This window comes from Nonomuraea insulae, assembly GCF_042656245.1.
This window is the reverse complement of the sequence record NZ_JBHSPA010000011.1, coordinates 48,191-64,490: the sequence shown is the minus strand read 5'-3', so window position 1 is coordinate 64,490 and position 16,300 is coordinate 48,191. Positions and strand designations below refer to the sequence as shown.

General features: G+C 69.9%; 13 protein-coding genes. 3 read left to right on the top strand and 10 right to left on the bottom strand.

The genetic code is table 11. The features are described 5' to 3' along the window. Positions 1-43: 43 nt before the first annotated feature. On the bottom strand, positions 44-979 hold the full coding sequence (locus ACFPZ3_RS07755) for an NADP-dependent oxidoreductase (RefSeq protein ID WP_379513272.1): 936 nt from the start codon (positions 977-979) through the stop codon (positions 44-46). Positions 980-1,092: 113 nt separating this feature from the next. Here ACFPZ3_RS07755 and ACFPZ3_RS07750 point away from each other — a divergent pair, with 113 nt between their 5' ends. Further along, positions 1,093-1,521 (top strand): winged helix-turn-helix transcriptional regulator, encoded by a 429-nt coding sequence (locus ACFPZ3_RS07750; protein WP_379513271.1) that lies wholly within the window; start codon positions 1,093-1,095, stop codon positions 1,519-1,521. Positions 1,522-1,797: 276 nt separating this feature from the next. Here ACFPZ3_RS07750 and ppdK read toward each other — a convergent pair whose 3' ends face one another. Further along, positions 1,798-4,434 carry a pyruvate, phosphate dikinase gene (gene ppdK, locus ACFPZ3_RS07745; RefSeq protein ID WP_379513270.1) on the bottom strand — a complete coding sequence of 879 codons (2,637 nt, stop codon included), beginning with the start codon at positions 4,432-4,434 and terminating at the stop codon, positions 1,798-1,800. A gap of 232 nt (positions 4,435-4,666) precedes the next feature. Here ppdK and ACFPZ3_RS07740 point away from each other — a divergent pair, with 232 nt between their 5' ends. Next, positions 4,667-6,019, top strand: a complete 1,353-nt coding sequence (locus ACFPZ3_RS07740; protein ID WP_379513269.1) for a cytochrome b — start codon at positions 4,667-4,669, stop codon at positions 6,017-6,019. Here ACFPZ3_RS07740 and ACFPZ3_RS07735 read toward each other — a convergent pair. Genes ACFPZ3_RS07735 through ACFPZ3_RS07705 form a run of 7 tightly spaced genes read right to left on the bottom strand, consistent with a single transcriptional unit; the run spans position 6,011 to position 11,790 of the window. Continuing rightward, a complete protein-coding gene (locus ACFPZ3_RS07735; RefSeq protein WP_379513268.1) occupies positions 6,011-7,180 on the bottom strand; it encodes a sensor histidine kinase in 1,170 nt (389 codons plus the stop codon). The genes ACFPZ3_RS07740 and ACFPZ3_RS07735 overlap by 9 nt on opposite strands. Next, positions 7,177-7,842, bottom strand: a complete 666-nt coding sequence (locus ACFPZ3_RS07730; RefSeq protein ID WP_379513267.1) for a response regulator transcription factor — start codon at positions 7,840-7,842, stop codon at positions 7,177-7,179. The genes ACFPZ3_RS07735 and ACFPZ3_RS07730 overlap by 4 nt, the downstream gene beginning before the upstream one ends. Positions 7,843-7,852: 10 nt before the next feature. Next, entirely contained in the window at positions 7,853-8,791 is a 939-nt protein-coding gene (locus tag ACFPZ3_RS07725; RefSeq protein ID WP_379513266.1) for a S1C family serine protease, read from the bottom strand. A gap of 5 nt (positions 8,792-8,796) precedes the next feature. Continuing rightward, positions 8,797-9,741 (bottom strand): VWA domain-containing protein, encoded by a 945-nt coding sequence (locus tag ACFPZ3_RS07720; RefSeq protein WP_379513265.1) that lies wholly within the window; start codon positions 9,739-9,741, stop codon positions 8,797-8,799. Further along, positions 9,738-10,670, bottom strand: coding sequence for a DUF58 domain-containing protein (locus ACFPZ3_RS07715; protein WP_379513264.1), 933 nt, complete (start codon positions 10,668-10,670; stop codon positions 9,738-9,740). Before ACFPZ3_RS07715 ends, ACFPZ3_RS07720 begins: the two co-directional genes overlap by 4 nt. Then, a complete protein-coding gene (locus ACFPZ3_RS07710; protein ID WP_379513263.1) occupies positions 10,667-11,647 on the bottom strand; it encodes an AAA family ATPase in 981 nt (326 codons plus the stop codon). The genes ACFPZ3_RS07715 and ACFPZ3_RS07710 overlap by 4 nt, the downstream gene beginning before the upstream one ends. Beyond that, positions 11,644-11,790: a hypothetical protein gene (locus ACFPZ3_RS07705; RefSeq protein ID WP_379513262.1), complete on the bottom strand. Its 147-nt coding sequence runs from the start codon at positions 11,788-11,790 to the stop codon at positions 11,644-11,646. Before ACFPZ3_RS07705 ends, ACFPZ3_RS07710 begins: the two co-directional genes overlap by 4 nt. 111 nt (positions 11,791-11,901) lie before the next feature. Between ACFPZ3_RS07705 and ACFPZ3_RS07700 the strand changes: the two genes are divergently transcribed. Beyond that, on the top strand, positions 11,902-12,822 hold the full coding sequence (locus tag ACFPZ3_RS07700; protein WP_379513261.1) for a dienelactone hydrolase family protein: 921 nt from the start codon (positions 11,902-11,904) through the stop codon (positions 12,820-12,822). Between the two features lie 61 nt (positions 12,823-12,883). On the opposite strand, the gene ACFPZ3_RS07695 is transcribed toward ACFPZ3_RS07700, so the two are convergent. Beyond that, entirely contained in the window at positions 12,884-15,988 is a 3,105-nt protein-coding gene (locus ACFPZ3_RS07695; protein WP_379513260.1) for a M14 family metallopeptidase, read from the bottom strand. Positions 15,989-16,300: the final 312 nt, after the last annotated feature.

The window sequence follows — 16,300 nt, the reverse complement described above, 5'->3', positions numbered from 1 at the left end:
TCAAGTGTGCTCGATCATCTGCCTCACCCAAAGCAGAATGATCTTAGATGGTGAGGACGAGGCGACCGCGGAGGCCGCCTTCGGCGAGGCGCCGGTGAGCGGCGGCGACTTGGTCGATGGGCATGGTCCCGGCTACGCGGAGAGCGAGGGAGCCTGCTTCGACCAGGGCGGCGAGCCTCGACAGGAGGGTGCCGTCAGCACGGATCCAGTGGTTGAAGACCCGGATGCCACGCAGCGGAACCTGCGCTCCTCCCGCCACCAGCGCGGCGAAGGCTCCCCCCGACCGGACCGCGTCGAGGGCGGCCGCTCCGGTCACGGCGGCGTCCAGGGCCGCGTGCACACCGCCGGGAACGAGGGAACGGACCGCCTCACCGAGTCGTGCCGTGCGTGGCACGAACAGTTCGGCTCCGAGCCCCCGGACGAGCGGTTCGTCATCGGCTCCGGCGACCGCGACCACCCGGAGCCCGCGTGCGACGGCCAGTTGGACGGCGAAGCCGCCGACGGCACCGGCCGCCCCGGTCACCAGCAACGTCTGCCCGTGGTTCAGGTCGAGGCCGTCGAGCGCTTGCGCGGCGGTGAGACCGTTGAGGGGCAGCGTGGCGGCTTGCGTGGGCGAGACGCCCGCAGGGGCGGCTGTGACCGCGTCCGCGTCGAGCACGACATGTTCTGCCTGTGTGCCGAGCGGCACGTCCAGCCGGTCGGACAGGCCGATCACCTGATCTCCGGGCACGATCCCGGTGACCCCTGGGCCCGTCTGCTCGACGGTTCCTGCGACATCCCACCCGATGCCGATCACATCCCGCACCGGCAGCAGGCCCGCGCCGGTGAGCGCACCGGAGCGAGTGGCCAGATCGACCGGGTTGACCGTCGCGGCCTCGACCCGAATCCGGACCTGCCCTTCTGCCACAACCGGGATCGGCACGTCCGCGATCTGCAGAACTTCAGGCCCGCCGAACGCACGAACGACAACTGCGCGCATGAGATCTCCTCGTCGTTCCACAAGGTTTCAGGACTTGAGAACAACCTTATGGAGAGCTACTCTCTAGCGGGAAGTACGCACCTCAAAGTGCCTATCGTACGAACAGGAGAGTGATGACCACCCGCACCACCGCTCAGCAGCGTGAGCAGGAGCGCATCGCCTACGACGCCTACCTCGCAACCTGCCCGGCACGTCAACTTCTCGACCGGATCAGCGACAAATGGGTGAGTCTCCTGCTCACCGCGCTCGCCGACGGCCCGCAGCGCTACAGCGGTCTGTCCCGTACCGTCGCCGGCGTCAGTCAGAAGATGCTCACCCAGACCCTGCGCACCCTGGAACGCGATGGCCTGGTCTCGCGCTCCGTCACGCCGTCTGTCCCGGTACGAGTTGATTACGCCCTCACCCCGCTGGGCGTCAGCCTGCTGCCCGTGATGCAGGCCATCAAGAACTGGTCCGAGACGCATATCGAACAGGTCGTCGCCGCCCGCGACACCTACGACAACCGCTCTACCAGCCCGGATGCTCTTGCTGAGAGGGCCTGAGATCTGGTTGGACGTCGCAGCGGCGGCAACGAGGTTAGCGTGGCCCATTCGCGACGGGTTCCCGCCGGCCCACCTGGTAATCGGGCAACGAACGAAACTCCGGGGATCGAGGCGACGCCCCGATCCCCTAAAAGCGCGTCCGAGGGATGCGAGGACCATGCCCCTTAGGGGGTCGAAGGGGCGCAGCCCCTGGGAGGCAGGGTCCGAGTTATCGCATGGCGCGAAAGCGCCCCCTATGTGAGGTCCTTGCAGTGCGGCCCCGAGCCCTGGTGGTGGCTAGCGGGTGTCGGAGTCTGACTCCGCCAAGGCGGCTCGGCCTGCTTCCAGGCGGGCTACCGGGATGCGGAAGGGTGAGCAGGAGACGTAGTCCAGGCCCACCTCGTGGCAGAAGTGCACCGAGTCCGGGTCGCCTCCGTGCTCCCCGCAGATGCCGAGGTGGAGGTCTGGTCTGGCTGATCTGCCTTCTGCCACCGCGATCTCCATCAGGCGGCCTACGCCCTCCCTGTCCAGGGTCTCGAACGGGGAGACGCCGAAGATGCCCAGGTCCAGGTAGCGGGAGAAGAAGGCCGACTCCACGTCGTCCCTGGAGAAGCCCCACGCCATCTGGGTCAGGTCGTTGGTGCCGAAGGAGAAGAACTCGGCCGCCTCCGCGATCTGGGCCGCCGTGAGGGCTGCTCTGGGCACCTCGATCATGGTGCCGATCATGGCCTCCACGCCTACCTCGGCGAGGATCTTCAGGGACTCCTCGCGTACCGACTCCAGTTCCTGTACGGCCGCCACCAGCGGGATCATGATCTCCGGGCGCGCGCCCGGCACTTCCTTGGCGGCCTGGGCGATCGCCCTCACCTGCATGGCGAACAGGCCGGGGATGACCAGGCCGAGGCGGACGCCGCGCAGGCCGAGCATCGGGTTCTGCTCGTGCAGGCGCTTGACCGCGGTCAGGAGCTTGCGGTCCTTCTTCGTGGCCTCGTCCTTGGCGGCCTTGATCGACAGCTCGATGATGTCGGGGAGGAACTCGTGCAGGGGCGGGTCGATCAGGCGGATGGTGACGGGATCGCCGTCCATTTCCTGAAATATCCCGAGGAAGTCGGCTTTCTGGAGGGGTTCCAGGGCGTCCAGGGCTGCTTGGCGGGCCTCGTCCGTCGATGCCAGCACCAGGTCCTCCACCAGCTGGCGGCGTTCACCCAGGAACATGTGCTCCGTACGGCACAGCCCGATGCCCTGCGCGCCGAAGCGGCGGGCTCGGGCCGCGTCCTCCGGGGTGTCGGCGTTGGCCCGTACGCCGAGCCGGCGTGCCCCGTCCGCGTGCCGCATGATCCGGTCCACCGCGCGCACCAGGTCGTCCGAAGGCTCCGACACGCCCTCGAAGTACTCGACCACGGCCGAGTCCACGACCGGGACCTCCCCGAGGAAGATCTCGCCCGTCGTACCGTCGATGGAGATGACGTCTCCTTCGGACACCACCAGGTCGCCGGGGGCGATGAAGCGGTGCTCGGTCGTCAGGACCTCGAGTTCCTCGGCGCCGCACACGCAGGTCTTGCCCATCCCGCGGGCGACCACGGCGGCGTGGGAGGTCTTGCCGCCGCGGCTGGTCAGGATGCCCTTGGCGGCGATCATTCCGGCCAGGTCGTCGGGGTTGGTCTCGCGGCGGACGAGAATGACGTCCTGGCCCTGCTCCGACAGCTTCACGGCGCGCTCGGAGGAGAAGACGACCTTGCCGACGGCGGCGCCCGGTGAGGCGTTCATGCCCTTGGCGATCTTCTTCTTCTCGGCGCCGCCGTCGAAGCGGGGGAACATGAGCTGGGCGAGCTGGTCGCCGGTGATGCGCGTGACGGCCTCGTCCATGGTGATCAGGCCCTGGTCCACGAGCTGGGTGGCGATGCGGAACGCCGCCGCCGCCGTACGCTTGCCGACCCGCGTCTGCAACATCCACAACTTGCCGCGCTCGATCGTGAACTCGATGTCGCACAGGTCCCTGTAGTGGTTCTCCAGGGTCTCCATGATGCCGGTGAGCTCGTCGTAGGAGCGCCGGTCGAGGTGTTCGAGGTCTTCCAGGGGGATCGTGTTCCGGATTCCGGCCACTACGTCCTCGCCCTGGGCGTTCTGCAGGTAGTCGCCGTAGATGCCCTGCCGGCCGGAGCCGGGGTCGCGGGTGAAGGCGACGCCGGTGCCGGAGTCGTCGCCGTAGTTGCCGAAGACCATGGCCATGATGTTCACGGCGGTGCCGAGGTCGGCGGGGATGCGCTCCTGGCGGCGGTAGAGGATGGCGCGCGGGGCGTTCCATGAGCCGAAGACGGCCATGACGGCCAGGCGCATCTGCTCGCGCGGGTCGGCGGGGAAGTCGTGGCCGGTCTGCTCGCGGACGATCGCCTTGTACGTCTCCACGAGCTGCTGCAGCTCGCCCGCGTCCAGGTCGGTGTCCTGGCGCCTGCCCTTCAGCCCGTCGAGCGCGTGCTCGAACAGGTCGCCGTCGATGTCGAGGACGGTCTTGCCGAACATCTGGATGAGCCTGCGGTAGGAGTCCCAGGCGAAGCGGTCGTTGCCGCCGGCCTGTTTGGCGAGGCCGTGGACCGACTCGTCGTTGAGCCCGATGTTGAGGACGGTCTCCATCATGCCCGGCATGGAGAACTTCGCCCCTGAACGTACGCTCACCAACAGCGGGTCGTCGGCCTGGCCGAGCTTCCTGCCCATCTGGGACTCCAGCGCCTCCAGATGCCCGGCGACCTCCCGGTCCAGCCCCTCCGGCACGGAGCCCTCCGCCAGGTAATGGCGGCACGCCTCGGCACTGATCGTGAATCCGGGGGGAACGGGCAGCCCGAGGTTGGTCATTTCGGCGAGGTTGGCTCCCTTACCGCCGAGAAGATCCTTGAGATTCTTGTTGCCCTCGGTGAAGTCGTAAACGTACTTGGCCACCACTGCTCCAATCCAACGCGCCTCTGTTCCGGACTCTACCGGCGAAATTGATGATGAAACTGCACTCCTCGGCTAAGTCATCGTTTGTGCTGGTAAACGGCATACAACAGGTCTAATCCAATTATACGACCGTTTGCCGAGAAATTGGATTAGACCAATTGGTATAAACCAATTCTTGAGAAAGACGGGCGACAGGTGCAGAATTGGATCACACCCCCACCAGGAGGCCCCCATGGCCACTCCTACCAAGCCCAAGCGGCGCCCTCGATTCGTCGCCGGTTCGGCCAAGGCCGCCGTCGATTCGGCGATCTACCTCGACGACCGGCTGCCGTTCGGGCGCTGGTTGCGGCCACAGCTCCGCAAGCTGTTCCCCAGCCACTGGTCCTTCCTGCTGGGTGAGCTGGCGCTCTACTCCTTCGTGCTGCTGATACTCACGGGGACGTTCCTGACGTTGTTCTACAAGCCGAATCCCGACGTGGCCTACGCGTCGGTCGTGGAGATCAGCCTGCGGGTGCGCGGCGGGCTGCTGATGCGCCAGCTCCACCACTGGTCGGCGACGGTGTTCGTGCTGGCGATCGTGGCCCACATGTGCCGCGTCTTCTTCACCGGGGCCTTCAGGAGGCCGCGCGAGCTGACGTGGATGCTGGGAGTCCTGCTGTTCGGGCTGGCGTTGTTCGAGTCGTTCCTGGGGGTCTCGCTGCCCGCCGACCAGCTCGCGATGACGGGGCTGCGGCAGGCGCAGGGGTTGCTGCTGTCGATCCCGCTGGTGGGGACGTACCTGTCGGCGTTCGTGTTCGACGGCGGGTTCCCCGGGCAGGTCATCCCGCGCCTGTTCGTCACGCACGTGCTGCTGGTGCCCGGCATCCTGCTGGCGGTGGTGCCGATCCACGCGCTCATCCTCACGTGGCGGCAGAAGCACACCGAGCGCCGCGCCACGGCGGCCGACGAGCACCGGGTCACCGGCGGGCCGTTCTTCCCCTACTTCGCGGTCAAGAACGGGGCCACGGCGCTGTTCACGATCGGGTTCATCGCGCTGCTGGCCACGTTCGTGCGGGTCAACCCGGTGTGGGAGCACGGCGCGTACCGGATGGACGCGCATCCGGTGTCGGCGCAGCCGTTCTGGTACGCGGGGGTGCTCGACGGCGCGCAGCGGCTCATACCGTCATGGGAGATCCCGGTCGGCGGCTACGTGTTGCAGATCGGGCTCTGGATACCGCCGCTGATCCTGCTGGCCTTCTTCTGCGTGTTGTTCCTGTATCCGTTCATCGAGCGCCGCCACACCGGCGACGGCGACGTCCACCACCTGCTGGACCGGCCGGCGCGGGTTCCGGTGCGCACGGCGCTGGGCGTCGCGGTGATCACGTTCTTCACGGTGTTGTGGGCCGGGATGTGGGTCTCGGAGGTCCCGCCCGTGATGCACTCCTCGCCCGGGTTGCCGCCGCCTCCTCCCGCTCCGCCCGCGCTGCTGACGGTGCCTTCCGGCACGTACGAGATGGTCGTGGTCGGGCTGCGGGTCGCGGTGTTCGTGTTGCCGGTGGTGGCCTTCCTCCTGACCCGCGCCATCTGCCGGAGGCGGTCAGCGTAGGGGGTTGTCCTCCGGCGGGATGCCGGGCACGCCGTCGCGCGGTGGCAGCCAGAGCACGAACGTGGCTCCCTCGCCCAGCCGCGAATACACCGCCACGCGGCCCCCGTGCGACTCCACGATCTGCCGGACGATCGCCAGGCCCAGGCCCGTGTGGCGGTCCCTGCGGCTGGAGTCGCCGCGCCAGAAGCGGTCGAACACCCGCGGCTGGTCGTCCTCCCGCAGGCCGGGGCCGTCGTCGCGGACCGCCGCCCAGAGCCAGCCGTCCGTCCTGCCCGCCGCGACCCTGACCGTGCCGCCCTGCGGCGAGAGGCGGACGGCGTTGGACAGCAGGTTGGCCACCGAGCGGCGCAGCGCGTCGGCGTCGCCGGTCGTCTCCAGCCCGGCGCCCAGGTCACGGGTGATCGTCACGTGGCGCTCGGCGGCCGGGGTGGCGTACTCCTCGCACGCCTCCCCCGCGACCCTGGCCAGGTCGAGGTCGGCGTCGGCGAACGCGGTGCCCTGCCGTCTGGCGGTGGCCAGCAGGTCCTCGACCAGCCTGGTCATGCGGGTGGTCGCGCGGTCCACGATGGCCACGGCCCTGGTCCGCTCCTCCTCGCTGGCGTCGGGGGCGGCCAGCACGGCGTCCACGTTGGCCCTGATGATGGTCAGCGGGCTGCGCAGCTCGTGCGAGGCGTCGTCGATGAGCTGACGCTGCGCGCTGAACGCCTCATCCAGGCGGCCGAGCATGGTGTCGATGGTGTCGGCCAGGTCCTTCAGCTCGTCGCGCGGGCCGTCCAGGTTGATGCGCCGCTTCAGGTCGGTGACCTGGATCTCCTCCGTCGTACGGGTGATCGACCTGACCGGCCGCAACACCCGGCCGGACAACACCCAGCCGATGCCCAGGCTGGCGATGTACAGGCCGGCCAGGGTGAGCAGCGAGTAGTTGCGCAGTGTGGCCATCGTCTCGACGTTGACCGCGTTCTCCACCTCCTCCACGAAGACCACCTCGCGCTTGCCCAGGTACTGGTCGCCGCTGTAGGTCTTCGCGAACTCGGTCGAGACCGGCCGCTCCTCGGTGGTCTTGGACACGGCGAAGTAGATGCCGCCGAGCACGAGCGTGGCCAGCACGAACAGCAGGCCCGAGTAGAGCACGGTGATCCGGAAGCGGATGGTGTGGATCATGACGGCTCCTTGAGCCGGTAGCCCCGGCTGATCACGGTCTCGATCAGGCCGTCCTCCTGCAGCTTGCGGCGCAGGTTGCCGACGGTGACGCGGACGGTGCTGGTGAACGGGTCCGCGTGCTCGTCCCAGACGTGTTCGAGCAGCTCCTCCGTGGACACCACGTGGCCCGGCCTGGTCATGAGGTAGTGCAGCACCCCGTACTCCTTGGGGGTCAGCGCCAGCGACCGGCCGTCCAGCGACACCTCCAGCCTGGCCGTGTCGATGCGCAGACCGCCCACCTCCAGGACGGAGGTGCCGCCTCCGGCGTCCCTGCGCAGCAGCGCCCGCACCCTGGCCAGCAGTTCGGGGAAGGCGAACGGCTTGACCAGGTAGTCGTCGGCGCCCTCGTCGAGGCCGCGGACACGATCGTCCAGCCGGTCGCGGGCGGTGACCATGATGATCCGCACGCCCTGGCCGGCCGCGCGTACCGTACGGCAGAGCTGGAAGCCGTCGCCGCCCGGCAGGTTCAGGTCGAGCAGGACCAGGTCGTAGGTGTTGACCAGCAGCTTCTCGTGCGCGGACGGCGCGTCGTAGGAGACGTCCACCGCGTACCCGGCCCGGACGAGGCCGACGCGCAGCGCGTCCACCAGGTCCTCCTCGTCCTCGACCACCAGCAACCGCATGCCTCGAACCCTAATTTCGGATGATTCGTTCCGCGATGGGCGCCGCCCTGTCGATCGGGATGGCGAAACCGATGCCGATGTTCCCGCCGCCCCGGCTCGCCGCGATCGCGGTGTTCACGCCCACCACCTCGCCGCGGGCGTTCACCAGCGGGCCGCCTGAATTGCCGGGGTTGATGGAGGCGTCGGTCTGCACGGCCGTACGGCGCGAGCCGCCCAGCCGTACCTCCCTGTCCAGCGCGCTGACGATGCCCGCGGTGACCGTGCCCGACAGGCCCAGCGGCGAGCCGATGGCGAGCACCTGGTCGCCCACGGACAGGTCCGAGGACCTGCCGAGCGTGGCCGGGGCGAGCTCGCCCGGGTAGTCCACCTCCAGCACGGCCAGGTCCTCGTCGTCGTCCGCGCCGGCCACTCGGGCCGACAGCCTGCTGCCGTTGTGCAGCACGACGGTCACCGTGCCGCTGCCGCTGACCACGTGGGCGTTGGTGAGGATGTGGCCGCGGTCGTCCACCACGAAACCGGAGCCGCCCGTGCTGCCCGTCTCCACGGAGACCACGCTGGGCAGCACCCGGTCCGCCGTCGCGCTCAGGCCGGTCAGGGCCGCGGACGGCGCGGCGGCCACCCTCGGCAGAGCCGCGGCGGGGGACGGCTCGGACCCTTCGGACAGCCGGGCCCCCGCCACACCCGCCGCCGCGCCGGTGAGCGCCGCGACGAGCGCGGCGGTCACCAGGACGCGCCCTGTCCTGGGCGGCTTGGGGCGGTCTGGGGGGTACGCGTGCGGCGACGGCTTGGGGTTGCCCGGAGGATACGCGTGCGGCGGCGGAGCCTTGGGCTTGTCTGGGGGCGCCTTGGGGGTGTCCGCGGGTCGCGGTGGCGTGCCGGTGTGCGGGGGCGGCGCCTGGCGGGCGCTGAGCGGGAGCGTGAGGAACTCCGGCCCCCGAGGCCGCCCCATGCCCCTCATGGCAGCCTCGAGAACCACAACATCGACGTCACCGCCGCGATCAGCGCGAACACCAGCCCCGCCGCCACGAACCACTGCCAGACCTCCTGACGCTCGACGCGGTACCCGACCGACGTGCCGATGTCCTCGTAGACCGCCTGCAGCTCGCCGCCGCTGGCCGCCTCGTAGAAGCCGCCGCCCGCCGTCTCGGCCAGGCCGCGCAGGGCGGGCCCGTCCACCGGCACCGGGACGTCCCGGCCCGACAGGCTGATGACGCCGTCCGGGGTGCCGTAGGCGATGGTGGTGACCGGCACTCCCCTGCCGGACGCCTCCGCCGCCGCCTCGCCCACCGTGCGGCCGGTGGTGCTGGAGCCGTCCGACAGCAGCACGATGTGCGCGGGCGGCGCCTCCTCCTCGGAGTCGAGGGCCGCGATGGCCTCCAGCGAGGAGTAGACGGCCTCGCCGATGGCCGTGCCCGAGTCCGTACGGAGCCGCTCCAGCGCCTCCAGCACCGTCCGCCGGTCGGTGGTGGGCGGCACCGCGACCGAGGCCGACCCCGAGAACGACACCAGGCCCAGGTTGAACCGCTCCGGCAGCCCCTGGACGAACTGCCTGGCCGCCTGCTTGGCCGCCTCGAACCGGTTCGGCGTGACGTCGGTGGCGCCCATGGACGCCGACACGTCGAACGCCACCATGATCGTCGCGCGTTCCCTCGGCACCCGCACCTCGGCCGTCGGCCGGGCGAAGCCCACCACGAGCAGCGCGAACATCAGCAGCAGCGCCGCCGCGGGCACGTGCCTGCGCCATCCCGGCCGCCGCGGCGCCACCTTGTCGAGCAGGTCGAGGTTGGTGAAGCGCACCGCGTACGCGGTCCTGTTGCGCAGCGCCATGATCACGTACGTCACGGCGAGCAGCGCCACGGGGACGAGCAGCAGCAACCAGAGGGGCGCGATGAGCGTCACGCCACGTCACCTCCCCCTTCCGGCGGGCAGGCCAGCATGGCCAGGCGGCGCTGGCGCATGACGTGTTGGACCAGGTCGCGCACCCAGTCCCGGTCCGTACGCAGCCGCAGGTGGCTCGCCCCCGCCCGGCGCAGCCCCTGCGCGATCGCGTCGCGTTGCCCGGCCGCCGCCTCGGCGTACCTGCGGCGCAGGCGCGCGTTGCCCGTGGCGACCTCGCGCCGCCGTCCCGTCTCCGGGTCGATCAGCGTCAGAATCCCGACGTCGGGCAGCGACAGCTCGCGCGGGTCGAGCACCTCCACGGCCAGGACCTGGTGGCGGACGGTGAGATGGCGCAGCGGCTGCTCCCAGGTCTCCGGCGCGTCGAGGAAGTCCGACACGACGACGACCAGGCCGCGGCGCCGTACCAGTCTGCCGAGTTGCTCGGCCGCGACGCCGATCAGCGGCTCGGTCACGCCCGGCGGGGTGCGCGGCAGCGCGAACGCGGCCTGCAGCAGCGCCATCAGGTGCGGCCGGCCCGTCCTGGCGGGCAACGTCCTGACGCCGCCGCCGTGCAGCAGGTGGGTGCCGATCCTGTTGCCGGTCCGCTGGGTGAGGAAGCCGACGGCGGCCAGGGCCGACAGGGCCAGCTCCCGCTTCTCCATCGCCACGGTCCCGAAGTCCATGCTGGCGGTGGCGTCGAGCAGCGCCCAGATCTCCAGCTCCCGGTCCGCGACCAGGTCACGGACGTGCGGCTCGTTCGTGCGGGCCGTGACGTTCCAGTCCATCCGCCGTACGTCGTCGCCCGGCTGGTACGGCCGGGACTCCGCCGGTTCGCTGCCGGGACCCGGTACCAGGCCGAGGTGTTCGCCCTGGAGCAGTCCATCCAGCCTCCTGGTGATCGTCAGCTCGAGCCTGCGCAGCGCGGGCTCTGCCATCAGGTACGGCCTCATGCCACGGCTTCCTGCTGCGGGGCGATGACCGGCAGCGGCACCGCTTCCAGCACCCGGTTCACGATCTCCCGGGGCATGATCCCGTCGGCCAGCGCGTCGAAGGAGAGCACCAGCCGGTGCGCCATGACGTCGTGGGCCAGGTCCCGTACGTCCTCGGGCAGCACGTAGTCGCGCCCCCGCATGACCGCCAGCGCCCGCCCGGCCGCCAGCAGGCCGAGCGTGGCCCTGGGGCTGGCCCCGAACGCCAGCAGCCGGCGCACGTCCCGCACCCCGTACCTGTCGGGGTCGCGGGTGGCGTAGACGAGGCGGACGGCGTACTCGGCGACCGCGTGGTGCACGAAGACCTCCTCGACCCGGCGCTGCAGGGCGACCACCCGCGCCGGGTCGAGGATGCTCTGGGCGGCGGGCGGGTCCACGCTCATGCGGTAGACGATCGCCAGCTCCTCCGATTCGCTGGGATAGTCCACGTCGATCTTCATGAGGAAGCGGTCCCGCTGCGCCTCGGGCAGGTGGTAGACGCCCTCCGACTCGATCGGGTTCTGGGTGGCCAGCACCAGGAACGGCGTCGGCACCTGATGGGTGACGCCGCCGATGCTGACCTGGTGCTCGGCCATGATCTCCAGCAGGGCGGACTGCACCTTCGCGGGCGCTCTGTTGATCTCGTCGGCGAGCAGCAGGTTGACCATGACGGGCCCGAGTTCCACGTCGAACGTCTCGGTGGAGGGCCGGTAGATCCTGGTGCCGACGATGTCGGACGGCACCAGGTCGGGCGTGAACTGGATGCGGGCGAACGTCCCCCCGACCACCGTGGCCAGCGTCTCGGCGGCCAGCGTCTTGGCGATGCCGGGCACGCCTTCGAGCAGGCAGTGCCCCTTCGCGAGCACCGCCACGAGCAGCCGCTCGACCATGTGGTCCTGCCCGACGATCACCCGCTTGACCTCGAACAGCGCCCTTTCGAGCAGTGCCGGGTCCGTCATGGCTGAACGCTTCCGTGGTGGCAGTCGTCCACGACCACCCGCAGCTCCAGAGCCGTCGGTTCCGGATCCGCGAACGCGGCGCTCGCAGTCATGAGCAGCGCGCCGGCGGCGAGCAACACAAGAGCGAAACGTGATGTACGCATGGATTCCTCGTCCCTCGTATTGGCTTAGCCGTATGTCATCAAGTGACCGCGAAAGCCCGCGTAACCGCCGCCTTTACACGATTTTTCGGTGGGTGGCATTAGACCTCGGACATGACGCCCATCCAGCGCTATCTCGCAGAAGAGGTCGCCCACGACCACGTGGACGGCCTGATCCCCCGTCGCGAGGCGCTGCGGCGGCTCGCCCTGCTCGGCCTGGGCCTCCCCGCCGCCACCGCCCTCCTCACGGCCTGCGGCGCCTCCCCTACGTCTTCGCCCTCGCCCGCACCCTCGCCTTCGCCTTCGCCGGAGTCCGCCACCTCGCCCCCTGCCAGCCCGGCGGGGCCCTCGCCGTTGCCCACGGAGGCGATCACGTTCGCCGGGCCAGAGGGGGCGACGCTGCAGGCCGCCTGGGCGGCCGCCCAGGAACCCAAGGGCGCCGTCCTGGTGATCCACGAGAACCGCGGCCTCACCGACCACATCCGCTCCGTCGCCGGCCGCCTGGCCGCCAGCGGGTACTCCGCCCTGGCCCTCGACCTGCTCTCCCGCGAGGGCGGCACCGCGACCTTCACCGACACGGCGACGGCCACGGCCAAGCTCGGGGAGATCACGGACGAGCGGTTCGTGGCCGACATGAAGGCGGCGGTGGGCGAGCTGGGCAAGCGTGCCGATGGGGCCAAGCTGGGCATGATGGGGTTCTGCTTCGGCGGCGGGATGACCTGGCTGCTGCTGTCGTCCGCCGAGCCCCGCCTGTCGGCCGCCGTACCCTTCTACGGGCCGCTGCCCGACAACGCCGACATGGCCGGGACCAAGGCGGCCGTGCTCGGGGTGTACGCGGAACAGGACGACCGGGTCAACGCCACCCGCGCCGCCGCCCAGGCCGCCCTGGAGAAGGCGGGGCTGACGCACGAACTGGTGACGTTCCCCGGAGTGGGGCACGCGTTCTTCAACGACACCGGGCAGCGGTACAACGGCGAGGTGGCGGGGCAGGCGTACGAACGGGTCCTGGCCTGGTTCGGGGAACACCTGTCCTGACCCCGTACCCCGCCCAGAAGGACGGCCACCCCGTGCGGGGGTGGCCGTCGCGGTCGGTGGGTCAGCCGATCAGATAGCGGAGGATCTTGCGCAACGAAGCGTTGCGTTCGGCGCCGCTACCGAGTTGTTCCAGCCCGAACCCCAGCAGCACCGTGTCCTTGGTGGACACGGCCGCCGTGCGGTCGGCCTGAGCGCGGACGAAGTCGCCGCCGGACGGGCTGCCCGCCGGAGGACCGGGGATCGCCCACGGTCCGAGGCCGGTCTCGAAGCCCTCGGCGTTCAGTGTGCCGCCGGTCGTGGTGACCCGGGTGTCGTCCACGAACGCGCCGGCCCCGCCGGTGCTCGGGTCGGTCACGTAACTGATCGACACCTCGACCTGCTGGCCCGCGTAGGCGGACAGGTCGAAGGCCACCTGCCGCCAGCCGCCCGAGTTCTCGGTGAACCGGTTCCAGGAGCCCGTCGTGCCGGTCGGCGCGCAGGGGTTGCCCGGGGTCAGATAGTGCAGCAGCCACGGGTGCTCGTCCAGGAGGAACCCGGCCTCGCACTCGGTCGGCACACCGGTGTCGGTGCCGCCGTTGAGGTCCGGCAGCGTGGTCCAGTTGTCCTGGCCGGCCGTGTGGGCCTCGACGATGACGTTGTCGTAGCCGGGCTCGGTGTCGAAGGACAGCTGGAACGCCAGTCGCGGTTGTTGCGCCGCCGGCACGGAGGCCAGGTCGATCGTCCTGGTCAGCCGCATGTAGGAGTCGTCGGCGTGCGAGCCCTTGACGAACCACTGGCCCTCGATGGGGTCGAACGGTCCCCGGTTGCCGATCGGGTAGTCGGCGGCCCGGGTGCCGGTGAACCTCGGCAGGTCCGTGCCCATGGGGAACAGGACCCCGGCCTCGTCCAGCGGGTTGTCCGCCGTGGCCGGGCCGCCGAACGTGCCGCTGATCCCGGCCAGCGGACCCGTGCCGGTGAACCCGGCGGGGCTGTCGAGCGGGAAGCGCCCGCCGACGCCCAGGTAGTACTGGGTGAAGTCGTCGGCCAGCAGCAGGCACTCGTCGAACAACCCCTGGATGGTGGTGACCACGCAGTCGCCGTCCGGGTTGCCGTCGAGGCCGTAGTAGATGCCGCCGACGATGGTGTCGAGAATGCCGTAGTACGCGGCGGTCTCGCCGGTGTAGAGGAGCTTGCCTCCTTCGTTGAGGTAGTCGCGTACGGAGAGGGTCAGGTCCTGCTGCGAGCGTTTGACGTCGGCGTCGGGCAGGCCGCCGAGCGGGGTCACCGTGACCACGTCCTGCTGGTCCATGGACAGCCGGTTGTCGCCCAGCTCCCACACGATGCCCTTGAAGTGCGACAACACGCCGAGGTGGTGCGGCACGCCCTGGGCGTCCACGTCCCACGTCTCGGAGGCGTACCCGGCGCTCTTCAACGCCTGCTGGTACGTGGCCGTGTACTTGGGCGCGGTCACCGAGGGTGGGTAGTCCGGGTTGAAGCCGGTGTAGTCCTCGTTGGCGACCACCAGCACCGTGGCCTTGGAGTTCTTGGCCAGCTTGTAGGTGAAGTGCTCACTGGAGACCAGGCCGGCACCGGGTTTCACACCCTGGAACCAGACTTCGACCTTGTCGCCGGGTCTGGCGCCGCTCACCGTGGCCCGGTATTCGGCGAAGTAGAGGTCGTTCTCGTCGCCGTACCGCTCGCCGCCCTGCCACTCGCTCAGCGACCTGGTCTGCACCGGGCCGCCGTTGATGCGGAAGCGCAGCGCCTTGGCCAGGAGCGACCTGCGGGCGGTGACGGCCACCGGCTGCGGGTCGCCGTAGGAGACGCTGAAGGAGTCGGGCCGGAAGTCGGGCACCGTGCGCCCGACCACAGAGACCGGCCTGTCCGGCGTGTGCACGGTCTTGGCGGCGGCCAGCGCCAGCGGGATGTTGCGCTGGAACTCGTCCTGGATGAGCGCCTCGCTGTCGGGGAAGGTGAAGCCGAGCCCTCCTGCGCAGTCCTCCAGCGTCCACTCGTCGTTCGCGTCACGCGCTACGGCGTCCTCGCAGGTGGACATCTCGGGTGTGATGGACATGACGCCGCGCGCGTTCGTCATCTGCCCGTCGGTGTCGCCGTTGGTGGTGTAGAGCTCGGCGCCGATGTCGGGGTCGTAGCCCTGCACCGCGGGGTGGGCGTCGTCGCCCAGCAGCGCCTCGAAGATCAGGTCGTCGGGTGTCGGCGTGGCCTGCTGCCAGCCGACCCCGTACAGGAGCAGCATGGCGGCGGAGTGGTAGTTCAGCAGGTACGTGAACCGCACCCGCTTGGCCAGGTTGTCCACCGCCACGGTCTCGGGCTCGGACTGCGGCCCCGTGCCGCGGTAGAGCTCGCTCGACGGGATGTTCGATGAGCCCTCGTTGTCGTAGCCCCACTTGTAGGCGAAGTTACGGTTGGGGTCCACGCCGTCGGCGCTGGTGATCTGCCCGTCGCCGTCGTTGTCGCGCAGGTTCTTGCGCCACAGGCGGTTGTCGGGGGTGAAGGTGTAGTCGTAGCCGTCGGGGTTGGCGACCGGCAGGAACCACAGCTCGGTCGTGTTGACGAGCTGGGTCAGCTCCGCGTTGCTCCCGTAGCCGTCGAGGAAGTGGTGCAGCAGCCGCCGGATCATCTCGGGCGTGATCCACTCGCGGGCGTGCTGGGCGGCCATGTACATCATGGCCGGGCGCTTGCCGTCGGACAACTTGCGGGCGTCCTTGGTCACCTTGATCGCGGTGATCGGCGTGCCGTTGACGGTGTTGCCCAGGTTGACGACCTTGGCGAGGCCGGGCTTGGCGTTGGCCGCGGCGATGATCTCCTCGCGGATGCCTCCCGCGCCCGCGTACCGCTTGAACACCCCGTCGGCCTGCTGCGCCAGGCGGGCGCTGGTCCGCTGGGCCCGCAGGGTGACGCCCTGCGCGGCGAGGGTGCCGGCCAGCGCGGAGGCCAGGATCACCTCGACGGTGACCTTGCCGCCGGCCCTCTTGACGATCCGCATCTCCTCCCGGTCCACACCCGTGGCGACCAGCTTGGCGAACTGGCCGGCGGTGAGCTCGCCGGTATAGACGAAGACCCCGTCGGGCCCGGCCTCGGGCTTCGGCGCCGCCGAGGCGGCCGGGATCGTGAAAGAACCAAGTAACAGGAGCATGCCGACGAACATGAATAACGTGCGCTTCATCCCGCCTCCGAGACGATCAGCCCCCGAATGCCGCTAAGGATGCCCGCAATGTCCGCGCATGCCGGGGGCTTGTCAATCACGACGGCCACATCCGGTCAAAGTTCAATCATTGTGAGCCGGACAACATCTGGATCCGTATGGACTCGCGAACGGGGCACCGTGGAACCACGCGGAGGGTCACGCGTGCGCGCGTCACGGCGGGGTGGCGGTGAGGCGGAGGAGCGTCTTCCTGGAAGGTCGTCGGGGCGGGGCGGCGGGTGGCGCTTGTGTGGCTTTGCCGTAAAAGATGATGAAACGAGAACGGGCCGCTCG

Excerpts from the sequence above, each read along its gene's own strand:
- ACFPZ3_RS07750 (WP_379513271.1), top strand. The coding sequence starts at position 1,093 with ATGACCACCCGCACCACCGCTCAGCAGCGTGAGCAGGAGCGCATCGCC.
- ACFPZ3_RS07740 (WP_379513269.1), top strand. The coding sequence starts at position 4,667 with ATGGCCACTCCTACCAAGCCCAAGCGGCGCCCTCGATTCGTCGCCGGT.
- ACFPZ3_RS07715 (WP_379513264.1), bottom strand. The coding sequence starts at position 10,670 with ATGAGGCCGTACCTGATGGCAGAGCCCGCGCTGCGCAGGCTCGAGCTG.
- ACFPZ3_RS07705 (WP_379513262.1), bottom strand. The coding sequence starts at position 11,790 with ATGCGTACATCACGTTTCGCTCTTGTGTTGCTCGCCGCCGGCGCGCTG.
- ACFPZ3_RS07700 (WP_379513261.1), top strand. The coding sequence starts at position 11,902 with ATGACGCCCATCCAGCGCTATCTCGCAGAAGAGGTCGCCCACGACCAC.
- ACFPZ3_RS07710 (WP_379513263.1), bottom strand. The coding sequence starts at position 11,647 with ATGACGGACCCGGCACTGCTCGAAAGGGCGCTGTTCGAGGTCAAGCGG.
- ACFPZ3_RS07755 (WP_379513272.1), bottom strand. The coding sequence starts at position 979 with ATGCGCGCAGTTGTCGTTCGTGCGTTCGGCGGGCCTGAAGTTCTGCAG.
- ACFPZ3_RS07730 (WP_379513267.1), bottom strand. The coding sequence starts at position 7,842 with ATGCGGTTGCTGGTGGTCGAGGACGAGGAGGACCTGGTGGACGCGCTG.
- ACFPZ3_RS07725 (WP_379513266.1), bottom strand. The coding sequence starts at position 8,791 with ATGGGGCGGCCTCGGGGGCCGGAGTTCCTCACGCTCCCGCTCAGCGCC.
- ACFPZ3_RS07735 (WP_379513268.1), bottom strand. The coding sequence starts at position 7,180 with ATGATCCACACCATCCGCTTCCGGATCACCGTGCTCTACTCGGGCCTG.
- ACFPZ3_RS07695 (WP_379513260.1), bottom strand. The coding sequence starts at position 15,988 with ATGAAGCGCACGTTATTCATGTTCGTCGGCATGCTCCTGTTACTTGGT.